This window comes from Pseudoalteromonas sp. UBA6610, assembly GCF_002433295.1.
GTDB classification, from domain to species: Bacteria; Pseudomonadota; Gammaproteobacteria; order Enterobacterales; family Alteromonadaceae; genus Pseudoalteromonas; species Pseudoalteromonas atlantica.
In genome coordinates this window covers 42413-54258 of the sequence record NZ_DJHW01000094.1, presented here as the reverse complement: position 1 = coordinate 54258, position 11846 = coordinate 42413, and the positions used below count along the sequence as shown (strand labels likewise).

Genomic DNA, 11846 nt, shown 5'->3' with positions numbered 1-11846 from the left:
TCAACCTATTTCAGGACGGGACACAGAGTAATTAGGTACACAGTAATTATGAACTCAATTATAAAAGCCACGGTATTTAGCGTCATTGTATTAATCAGCAATACCGCAAGCGCAGCGCAAAATGTAGTGCTAGTGACCCTTGATGGTGTGCGCTGGCAAGAGGTGTTTAGCGGGGCAGATAAAAACCTCATTAATAATGCCGATTTTGTTAAAAACCCAACGCAATTAAATAAGCAATTTGGGGCGCCTACCGCCAATGAGCGCCAGCAATTACTCATGCCATTTTTAACTCAGCATGTGGCTAAAAAGGGCGTAATTGTAGGTGATAGAGCAAAAGGCTCTAATATGTCGGTGAACAACCCTTGGTATTTTTCATACCCTGGGTATAACGAAATTCTCACCGGCGAAGTAGATGAAAAAATTAATAGTAACAATAAAGTATTAAACGCGAATAAAACCATTTTAGAGCGCCTAGATGAGCGTGCAGACTTTAAAGGTAAAACCGCTTTGTTTGGGAGTTGGGATGTATTTCCTTACATTGTGAATACACAGCGTAGTAACGTGTATGTGAATGCGGGTTTTATGCCCATAGAAAACGATTTATTTGCTGATGCTAAGCTTTTAAACGCGTTTCAAAATGAAATTCCAAGCCCATGGGAAAACGTACGCTTGGACAGTTTTACTTACCGATTTGCCAAAGCGTATATGCAGGCAAAAATGCCGCGCTTGTTAGTTATTAGCTTAGGTGAAACCGACGACTTTGCGCACGATGGCCATTACGACCAGTATTTAAAATCTGCAAGGCAAAGCGATGCGTTTATAAAAGACTTATGGAGCACAATTCAAACTACACCGGGCTATAAAAACAATACAACGCTTATTGTTACCACCGACCACGGCCGCGGAAGCAGTGCAAGTGACTGGCAACATCATAGCTCTAAACGTGCGTTGGCTGAGCTGCATTTAGCGGGTAATAAATTTCCTGAGGGCATTGTCGGCTCTGAGCATATTTGGCTTGCTGCCATTGGCCCTACAATAAAAGGGCACGGTTTAATTACAACACAAAATGAGCTTAAACAGGCGCAGGTTGCAGCCACTGTTTTAAGCGCATTGGGTATAAACCCAAAACACCTAAATTCAAACATGGCACCGCCAATAAGTGAGATTTTAAAATGAAGCAGTTAGTAAAACCTATTACACACGCCGCATTAGCATTAGGGTTAGCGTTTAGCGCAAATACTATGGCAGCCCCTTCAAAAATTTTATTTGGCTCGTGTGGGCATCAAGATAAAGACATCCCAATATTTGACACCATTAATAAAGAGCAGGGCGATTTATTTATATTTTTAGGTGACAATATTTACGGCGACACCAACGATATGACGGTACTTGCCAATAAATACCAAAAATTAGGTGCAAAACCAGGCTTTAAAACGCTAAAAGCGAATACGCCAATCATTGCGATGTGGGACGATCACGACTTTGGTCAAAACGATATTGGTAAAGACTACCCACATAAAGAGCAGTCTCGCCAAATTATGCTCGATTTTTGGGGCGAGCCTAAAAGCTCACCTAGGCGCACCCGCACGAACGGCATTTACACGTCCTATATGTATGGTGAGGATGAGCAAACAGTACACGTTATTATGCCCGATTTACGCTGGAACCGTGATGCGCTTAACCACGTAAGCGAGCTTGAATATTACACTAAGCGTAAGCTTAATAACCAAGGCCCGTATAGCCCAACAGAAGTGAAAGGCGCGTCTATGCTAGGTGAGGCGCAGTGGCAATGGCTTGAGCAAGAGCTTAAAAAGCCTGCGGCTATAAAGCTAATTGCCTCAAGCTTGCAGTTATTACCCGATTTTACAGGGTGGGAGTCGTGGGCTAATTTCCCAGAGGATCGTAACCGTTTATTTGCGTTAATTAAAAAGCATCAAGTGAATGGGGTTATTATCATCAGTGGTGATACGCACTGGGGCGAAATATCAAAGTATCAACAAAACCTTGATTACCCTTTAATAGAAATGACCAGCTCAGGCCTCACTGAAAAGTGGAAAGACGTAAGCCCAAATAAACACCGTGTAGGTGATTACACCCACAATGTGAATTACGGCGATTTAAGCATAGATTGGCAACAAGCAGATCCAGCCATCTCACTTAAGCTTAAAGGGATAGATGGTAAAGTGATTATGCAAAGCGCATTTAGCTTATCAAGCATTAGCCCTTATAAATAAAATGACCTGACAAATAAAACGCACAGTGATTAAAATTAACGCTGTGCGTTTAAACTACCTGCTAACCCGCTGATTTATTAGTGCCAAATTGCTGATTGCGCTACCCCTATAAATGAAAATATCTTAAACTGGTTTTACTTCAAGTAAGGACTCCAGTTGTATGCTCAATATTATTCAATCAAACCGTATGGAAGCGCTGCAAGCTCAGTTTAATCAGCTATTAAAAGTAAACCCGCTGCAAAGCCTATTCGATAAAGAAGTGGTATTAGTGCAGTCGCCGGGTATGTCGCAGTGGCTTAAAATTGGTTTAAGCGAAAACCTAGGGTTAGCCGCGCAGGTCGATTTTCCGCTGCCATCGAGCTTTATATGGCAGTTGTATCAGCAGTTACTCCCCAATGTGCCTAAAGAGTCGGCATTTAATAAGCCTAATCTTGCTTGGAAATTATTTGCAATACTGCCCAGCTGTATTGATGAACCGCTTTATTTGCCCTTAAAAACCTATTTAGAGGGCGACCTAGACGGGCAAAAAACCTTTGCCCTGTGTGAAAAAATTGCCGATGTGTACGACCAATATTTAATGTACCGCCCGCATTGGATTGCCACTTGGGATAGCGGCAAAGACGAACTTGACGATGTTGATGTAAGCATTGCTCCGTGGCAAAGCGATTTATGGCGAAAGCTGGTGGCGCACAGTAAAGCGCTTGGGCAAAGCCAATTTCATCGTGCCAATATGCAAGGGCAGTTACTCGCCGCCCTTGAGAATATGGATAATAGCTTACTACCTAAGCGCATTAGTTTATTTGGTATATCGGCGATTGCGAGCTCGCAGCTTGAGGTGTTTGAAGCCTTGAGCAAAAAAACAGAGGTGTTTTTATTCTTTTTTAATCCTAGCGAGCATTATTGGGGCGATGTGGTTGATGAAAAAACAGCAGCCAAAATAAATGCCAAATACGCCAAAATGCCGCTTTTAGAAGCGCAGCAAAAAAAACAAACTAACCCTGATGAAGAATACTACTTTATAGGTAATCCGCTTTTATCGTCATGGGGAAAACTAGGGCGCGATTATTTTGAGCAACTCGTACAACTTGATGCGCGTTGGATTGATGGCTTTATAGATGCGTTTGACGATAGCTTGCTGGGCCAAATTCAAAGCGAGATTTACCAACTGGCATTTAAAGGTGAGTCGCTTACCGATAACAAGCAATGGTTTATTAATGATGAGGGTAAACTGCCCATTAGCGACACCGACACCAGCATTACTTTAAGCGATTGCCACACACCGCTTAGAGAGGTTGAGCGCCTGCACGACTATTTACTTACTTTGTTTAATCAAAACCCGTCGCTCACTCCTAAAGACATTATTGTAATGATGCCTGATGTAGGTACGTACAGCCCGTATATTGAAGCGGTATTTGGCGGCGCGCAAAACACCAGTCGCTTTATTCCTTATGCATTGGCCGATTTAGCCATAGAGCAAGAAAAACCGGTGCTGAGCTCGTTTGCCAGCTTAGCCAATTTGCCGTTTTCGCGTTTTGGTGTTTCGGATATCCTTGATTTATTGCAAGTAACACAAATTGCCGAAAAATTTGCGCTAGAGGCGCACGAGTACGAACAAATTCAATATTGGCTTGAGCGTGTAGGGGTTAAATGGGGTATAAATGCTGAGCACAAAAGTAGCTTTGATTTACCCGCAATAGATTTAAATACCTGGCAGCATGGTTTAAACCGTTTACTGCTAGGCATAGCCCAGCGCGATGAGCAATGCCCGTTTAACGGCATTTATAGTGCCGATGAAGTAGAGGGCATGGCGCTTGATACCCTTAATAAATTGGTGCATTTTATTGATGTACTGCAGCGCTTTAAAGATGAGCTAACCCCTGATGATACCCTTAGTAATAAAGCGGATATTTTATCTGAGCTAATAAATGCTATTTATTACAATGAAGGCGAAGACAGCTGGGATTTACTGGTACTGCAAAATGTTTTAGAGGAGCTTAAAAAGCACTACGATAATGGCGATTACGATAAACATGTATCGCAACGAATTGTAAGCTACCTGATAAAACAAGGCATTCAAGAAAAAGGCGTAGGGCAGCGCTTTTTAGTGGGGCAAGTTAACTTTTGTACACTAATGCCTATGCGCGCCGTGCCGTTTAAAGTGGTGTGTATGCTTGGCTTAAACGATGCCGATTACCCACGTACGGTGCAGCCAATAGGGTTTGACTTAGTGCCGTATTCTAAAAAACAAAAAGGTGACCGTTCACGTAAATTAGATGACCGTTACTTATTTTTAGAAGCCCTCCTGAGTGCCCGCGAAAATTTATACATAAGTTACATTGGCCGCTCGTGTTTTGATAATCAACCGCGTATGCCCTCGACCTTAGTAAGCGAGCTTTTAGAGTACATAGGCCGTAGCTTTACGTTAGCAAATAACAGCGAAAAAACGCTGCCTGAGTGTTTGATTAATCAACAGCACTTACAGCCTTTTAATCGTGCGTATTACACAGCAGACACTGAAGCTGAGGCTAAGCTGAGTAATCACAGTTTTAATCCTATTTGGCTACCAAGCGAGCGTATAGACGCGCAGCCGCTAACAGCCATTGATGTAACCGCGCCCGCGCAATTAGAGCTTGATGTATTTATTCGCAGTGTGTGCAACGCACAAGAGAGCTTTTACCAGCAAACATTAGGTTTACGCCTACCTGAATTTAACGAAGTAGCAAAAGATGAAGAGCCTTTTAGCTTAGATGCGCTGCGCCGCTACTTTTATTTAGACGAAATACTGCAAGCCAACATTAATGAGCAACCTTTAAGTACAGAGCAAATATTGCAACGGGGGGAGCTGCCACAAGCCAATGTGGGCAATTTAGTGTATGAGAGCATGGCGCACCGAGTAGATGCACTAGCTGGGCAAGTAAAAGAGCATATTAAAAGCGGCAAAACCGACCCGCTTGAGGTGTCTTTGCGAATAGAAAACACCACCATTGAGGGCTGGCTTAATCATATTTACCTTCAAAAACAAGTGTTTTACCGAAGTGCCAGTATAAAGGCCAAAGATTTAATTAAAGGCTTTATATATCATCTTGTTGCACAAAGTATGGAGCAAAATGTTGAAACCCTTTTACTGGGGCTTGATAAGCAAATTAGCTTTGCACCACTGAGTAAAAATGAGGCCGATGCCTTACTCAGTGATTGGTTTTCGTTATACCAAGCCTTGCGCAAAGAGCCTGTGGCATTTTATCCGGTAAGTGGCTATGAATACGTTAAAAGTGGTGGCGATATTGGTAAAGCCATTAGCAAGTTTAACCCACAATACATAGGGCGCGGCGAGGGCGAAAACCCGTATATTCGTTTAACGGTGCAATCGCTCAATGACTGCCAAGAAGAGTTTATTAAGTGGAGCGAAAAATTACTCTCCCCATTACATGCACATGCAAAGGAGAGTGACCATGCAAGCGCTTAATCCACTAACAATGCCGTTAAAAGGGCAAAGTTTAATAGAAGCCAGTGCGGGTACGGGTAAAACCTACACCATTACCGGGCTTTATTTACGTTATTTATTAGGCTTGCAAATACCGGGGGAGGTAAACACCCCGTTAAGCGTTGAGCAAATATTGGTGGTGACATTTACCGATGCTGCAACGCAAGAAATTAAAGACCGCGTACGCAGCCGTATTATTGCTGCGCGCGATGCATTACTTGGCCAAAACCCAAATGATGAATTAATAGAAGGCGTAATAGCCGCAGTAGATGATAAACATCGCGCCTTTGATTTACTCGATGCCGCCGCTAAATCTATGGACGAAGCCGCTATATTTACCATTCATGGTTTTTGCCAACGCATGTTAAAGCAGCATGCGTTTGAATCGGGCGTTGCTTTTAACCTTGAATTTATTTTAGATGAGCGCGACATACTGCTCGACACAATTAAGGATTTTTGGCGCGCCTTTGTATACCCACTTAATAAAGAACGCACTGATGCTATTTTAGAGGTGTTTGCAGCCCCTGAATCGCTATTTAGCCAAGTTAGTAGTGTGCTAAATAAAGCCAATGCGAACATAGTGCCGCAAATAAACTTAGATGACGTATTTAAAGCTCGCGATGAGTACATTGCTAAAGTACCCGCTTTTAAAAAAGCAGTGCTGGAGCAAGAGTTTATAGCTGCAATAAAGGGCTCGGGTTTAAGTGGCTCTAAAACACCTGGGCGAAAAGGCAGTTTAACGGCCCTTGAAGGATTTTGTTTAGGTGATGAGTTATTTTTTGAATTTGGCACCAATAAATACTCGTTTGAGGTGTGGAGCAGCGAAAACTTAAGTGACGCCAGTAATTATAAAAAAAATCAGCCATTATTTAGCCACCCTCTGCTTAGCCTGTTTGATGAGCTTAGCGCACTTAATACTAAAATTAATCAGGGCCTTAAAATTGCCGTTGTACAAACCGCAGCTCGGTGGGTTAAACAGGCAATTGTAAAACGCAAGCAAGAGCAAAGTGTGATCACCCCAGATGATTTACTGACTAATTTACACAGTGCTTTAAATGCCGAGCAGGGCGAGGCTTTATCGCAAAAAATAGCGCAGCTATTTCCTGTTGCCATGATTGATGAGTTTCAAGATACCGATCCGATTCAGTACGGAATTTTTAGCAAAATATACGGCCAAGAAAAAACGACGCTTGCCATGATAGGCGACCCAAAACAGGCTATTTATGGCTTTAGGGGCGCAGATATTTTTACCTATATTGGCGCAAAAGAGTCGGTAGAGCCTGAGCAGCAATTTACTTTAGGTACTAATTTTCGCTCAAGCACCGATATAGTAAGCAGTGTAAACAGTTTGTTTTCTAAACATGCTAATAGCTTTATTTATAACGATGCCATACCGTTTAACGCAGTAACAGCAAAAGGCAAAAAAGCCGATGAAACATTTACAATAGATGGCAAACCTGCCACCGCGTTTGAATTTAATGTATTTGTAGATGAAGCTGCAGATGAAAAAAACAAACCCACCAGCAAAGGCGTTGGGCAAGGGCATTTGGCCAGTTATTTTGCCAATAAAATAGTGACATTGCTTGAGCAAGCCGAGCAAGGGCGAGCGTGCATTGGTAACCATAAGGTGACCGCTGCCGATATTTGTATATTGGTGCGCGACCGTGTAGAAGCGCAAATAATGAAAAAAGCACTGAGCAATGCCAATATTGCTAGCGTGTATTTATCGCGCGACAGTGTTTTTAGCCAAGAGCTTAGCCACCATTTACTTAATTTTTTAACGGCATTGCATGGGCAATACAACGAGTCGTTACTGCGCGGCGTATTAGCTGGGCCGTTATTTTGTTTAAGCTACAACGAAATTTACGCCCTTGCTGATGATGAAAATAAATGGCAAGAGCACTTAAACTTTTTTGCTCAACTTAGCCATATTTGGAACAAGCAAGGCGCAATGGCGATGCTTGAACGTTTGTTGAGCCATAATCAGCTGAGCGCTAAGTGGCAAGGCCTTGGCTATAACGTTGAGCGCTGGTTAACCGACTTTAGACACTTAGGTGAAATACTGCAGCAAAAGCAAATAGAGCTAGAAGGCACTTTGCGCTTGCTACGTTGGTATGCACAAAAAGTAAGCCAGCAAGATGGCGAAACCGTGCAAGTACGCCTAGAGAGTGACGCCAACTTAGTTAAAATTGTGACTATGCATGCCTCAAAAGGGCTCGAGTATCCGCTGGTATTTATGCCTTTCGCCAGTGGCTATCGCGAAACAAAAGAAGCGCTTTATCACCAAAACGGCCAGCTAGTTTACGATTTAAGTAAAAACGAAGACGCCTTAGCACAAGCCGAGCAAGAACGCCTAGCTGAAGACTTACGCTTACTTTATGTTGCCCTTACCCGCGCGGTACATTTTTGTGCACTTGGGGTGTATAACATAGGGCAAGGGCAAAGTAGCCGTTTGGCTATACAAAGTAGTGCATTAGGGCATGTGTTATTTGCAGGGCTTGAGCTTACAAGTAGCCAAACGTGGCGCACCCACTTAAGTGAATTTTGCGACGCTCACACCGAAATGCACTATCAGCAATTTACGGCTGAGCAATTGGCCGAACAAGGCCAATTAACACTTAATAGCGCAGTGCAGCAAAGCCAAGCGTTAAGAGTTAATACGGTTACAGCTAACATAGAGCGAGATTGGCGAGCAACCAGCTTTAGTGCGCTGAGCTTTAAAAAGCACACCGATCATATTGAGCCTGGGCGCAGCGATGAAGATCATGAAAAAGATGAATTTGCTAACAGCCAAGATGAAATACCATCGCCTTACAGTTTCCCCAAGGGGGCGAAGCCTGGAAGCTGTTTGCATGAAATATTTGAGCAAATAGACTTTACCAGTGCGCAAGTACACCCTACAAATCCAGAGCAAAATTTAGCAGAGGTAGTTAAACATGCACTGGATAAATACCATATTAGCGAAAGCTGGCAACACGTGACCGAGCAATGGGTGCTTGATTCGTTAACCTGCCCTTTAAACAATGAGGGGTTAAGCTTAAGTCAATTAGCCCCGACAGATTGCCTAGTCGAAATGGAATTTAACTTACCTTTAGATAGTTTAAGCGCGCCTAAATTAAACGAAATACTGGTTAAGCATTTTGGTTTTACCCAAAGCAAACTCGAGTTTTCTCATGTAAAAGGCCTGTTAAAGGGATTTATAGATTTAATTTTTTGCTATCAAGGGAAGTATTATATTTTAGATTATAAGTCTAATTACTTAGGTAATACGCCCGCTGACTATGAAAGCGACCTGCTAGAGCAAGCCATGAATAGCCATCAGTATCATTTACAGTATTTAATTTATAGCGTTGCGCTGCACCGATTACTCAAACAACGCATTAGTGATTATGCAATAGAAACCCATTTAGGCGGGGTTTATTATGCGTTTTTACGCGCCATGCCGGCGGGCAAAGGAGTGTATTTTAATAAGCTTAGCGCAGAGCAAATCACACTATTAGATGGCTTATTTAGCCAAGGAGCCATGTTATGAGTGACTACCCTATGCAGCAAAGCCTGTTTGATGAGCCGCCAGCACCTGCCCAACCGTTAAATACGGTGGAGCTGCTTGACTACTTATTAGATGAAAAACGCATAAGAATGGTAGATGTAAAGCTTGCCTTAATGCTGTGTGATAACCAGCAAAACGACGTGTTTTATATAGTGTTATTGCTGTGTTTAGCACAGCAAAGCCAGCATAGCTGTTTAACATTAAAAGAAGTCGACTGGCAAAACCCGTTTAATTTACGCCAAAGCGACTTTACTAAAACCGAGGGCAATGTACCAAATATTACATCGCCTTTTAACGAAGCCTTTAACTACCTCGATGCGCTTAGCTGTTTAAGTGCCCATAACAGTGTGGGCGAGGCCAAACCCTTACAGTTATTTAACGAACGGCTTTATTTTGCGCGCCTAGCTGATTATGAGCACACCTTAGCTACACGTTTACTTGCGATGAGTGAGCGCCATTTAAATATAAATACCCAGTTACTCAGCCAATTATTAAATGACTACTTTGTTGATAATTCAGCGCTTGCGATTGATTGGCAAAAAGTAGCCTGTGCTATTGCAGCAACAAAAGGCTTTAGCGTTATTACGGGCGGGCCAGGAACTGGTAAAACCACCACCGTGACTAAGCTATTAGCTATTTTACAGTCGCTTTATAAAAGTGCACCTTTAAGCATTAAGCTGGTGGCGCCTACAGGTAAAGCTGCAGCACGTTTAAGTGAATCAATTTTAGGGGCAAAAGAGCAACTTAAAATTATTCCTGAGGATATAAAGGCCTTAATTCCCGATAGTGCGCAAACCATTCACCGGCTTTTAGGGGTTAAACCCTTTACTAATAAATTTAAGCATAACAGCACCAACCCGCTGCATTTAGATGTACTTATTATTGATGAAGCCAGCATGGTTGATTTATCACTCATGGCTAAATTAATAGAAGCACTGCCTGCGCATGCGCGTTTAATATTGCTTGGCGATAAAGACCAACTTGCCTCGGTAGATACCGGCAGTGTAATGAGTGATTTATGCCAAGGGTTAGCATTGGGTGAAACGCCTAATTACTCGCAAGCACGATGTGATGAGCTTAATGCTTTATGTTTTAAAGGAGAGGCTAAATTAGCGTCGCCTGGACATAGCGAATTTAAACTAGCCGATTGCATTGCGTTTTTACAACACAGCTACCGATTTGATGCACAAAGTGGCATTGGCCAGCTTGCGCTGGCGGTTAATACTAACCATAACGGTATTTTAAAATACGTAGAGCAACAAAGCACACAAGGGCAATTTAACGATGTTATTTTAGATTATGACTTTGTTGCAAAACCCATAGAAAAATTAATAAACAGTGCTGCTAAGCACTACGCTCATTATTTAAATTTAATCGCCCAAGGGGCAAGTGTTGCAGATGTTCACGCGGCGTTTTCTCAATATCAACTATTAGCGGCCGTTCGTGAGGGTGATTACGGCGTAAATAGCTTAAACAGCCGCATTGAGCGCGCACTTGTGCAACAAGGGTTAATATCGGTAAGCCCAAACCAGCGCCATTACAGTGGTATGCCCATTATGGTGAGCCAAAACGATTATCAACTTAAGTTGTTTAATGGTGATATTGGTATCTTAATGCCCGATGAAAGCGGGCAGTTAAAAGCATTATTTATTGATGAGCAAAACACGGTACGGGCGTTTTCACCCGCGCGCCTGCCTGCTCACGATAAAGTGTATGTAATGACCATACATAAATCGCAGGGCTCGGAGTTTAGTTATACAGCTATGGTTTTACCGCCGCTTAAACACGCCAGTATGGGTGTAAATAGACAGCTGGTGTACACAGGCATAACACGTGCTAAAAACACCTTTGAGCTGGTGGCCGATAAAAAAGTACTGCAATTGGCCATGAGCAAAAGCGTATCAAGAGCCTCAGGATTGTATGAAAGACTAAAGTAGTTAACCTACTTTACTGATGATTATTTATTTTAATTACCTTTTATAATGTGGGTTAATGCTTTAAAGAATGTAGTAGTAAATTTAATGTTTCTCGGAATCAGAAAAATAGCCACTTCTGTACTTTAATCTTCATGACAGTTTGATGGGCTTAAAATCATTCAAAAATACTGTAGTAATGATTGGTTTGGTTATAAGCGCAGCTACTAACGAATTATAATTAACTTAGAAAAAAGGGGTTACGATAAATTATAACTTTGGTGATTTTTAAAAGCGAAATATGAGTTGCATCTAATAAGCTGTATAGGGAAATATCTACGGCAATATGTATAACTAACCCGCAGCACTCATTAGAGGCATCTCTAGCTGTGTAAAACTCTTATTTAGAACAAATTTTTTCTGACTATTAACGCAATCGCCCTAGCCCAGCATAGCTTACTTAATTAGCAAATTAGTATAAGTTTATACTGAACTTACTCTTTTTATAAAGCCGGTTTATTTATAAAATTTTTAAGAAAAGTTAGTTTTATACTGCTGTAAGTTTAAAGCAGAGAGAAAATTATTTTATTAATGGTTCTCAAGGTTGTTTATTGTTATGTTTATATAATAAATAATAAGAAAAGACTCTATTGAAAGTTAATATTCAT

5 protein-coding genes are annotated in these 11846 nt (G+C 41.9%); all 5 read left to right on the top strand.

Annotated elements, in window-relative coordinates; translation table 11 throughout:
- Positions 1–48 precede the first annotated feature (48 nt).
- The 5 genes from B4F91_RS12640 to recD all read left to right on the top strand — a co-directional run bounded on the left by B4F91_RS12640 (position 49) and on the right by recD (position 11202).
- Positions 49–1176, top strand: a complete 1128-nt coding sequence (locus B4F91_RS12640) for an alkaline phosphatase family protein (RefSeq protein ID WP_286936262.1) — start codon at positions 49–51, stop codon at positions 1174–1176.
- The gene (locus B4F91_RS12635) at positions 1173–2234 is read left to right on the top strand and encodes an alkaline phosphatase D family protein (protein WP_286936263.1); all 1062 of its coding nucleotides are present in this window, start codon (positions 1173–1175) and stop codon (positions 2232–2234) included. Before B4F91_RS12640 ends, B4F91_RS12635 begins: the two co-directional genes overlap by 4 nt.
- 160 nt (positions 2235–2394) lie before the next feature.
- Positions 2395–5697, top strand: a complete 3303-nt coding sequence (recC, locus tag B4F91_RS12630) for an exodeoxyribonuclease V subunit gamma (protein WP_288635815.1) — start codon at positions 2395–2397, stop codon at positions 5695–5697.
- Complete coding sequence (gene recB / locus B4F91_RS12625; RefSeq protein ID WP_288635814.1) at positions 5684–9247, top strand: exodeoxyribonuclease V subunit beta; 3564 nt, start codon at positions 5684–5686, stop codon at positions 9245–9247. The genes recC and recB overlap by 14 nt, the downstream gene beginning before the upstream one ends.
- Positions 9244–11202 carry an exodeoxyribonuclease V subunit alpha gene (gene recD, locus B4F91_RS12620; RefSeq protein WP_286937982.1) on the top strand — a complete coding sequence of 653 codons (1959 nt, stop codon included), beginning with the start codon at positions 9244–9246 and terminating at the stop codon, positions 11200–11202. Before recB ends, recD begins: the two co-directional genes overlap by 4 nt.
- Positions 11203–11846 lie beyond the last annotated feature (644 nt).

Coding starts and splice junctions, on each gene's coding strand:
- B4F91_RS12640 (WP_286936262.1), top strand. CDS start 49: ATGAACTCAATTATAAAAGCCACGGTATTTAGCGTCATTGTATTAATC.
- B4F91_RS12635 (WP_286936263.1), top strand. CDS start 1,173: ATGAAGCAGTTAGTAAAACCTATTACACACGCCGCATTAGCATTAGGG.
- recC (WP_288635815.1), top strand. CDS start 2,395: ATGCTCAATATTATTCAATCAAACCGTATGGAAGCGCTGCAAGCTCAG.
- recB (WP_288635814.1), top strand. CDS start 5,684: ATGCAAGCGCTTAATCCACTAACAATGCCGTTAAAAGGGCAAAGTTTA.
- recD (WP_286937982.1), top strand. CDS start 9,244: ATGAGTGACTACCCTATGCAGCAAAGCCTGTTTGATGAGCCGCCAGCA.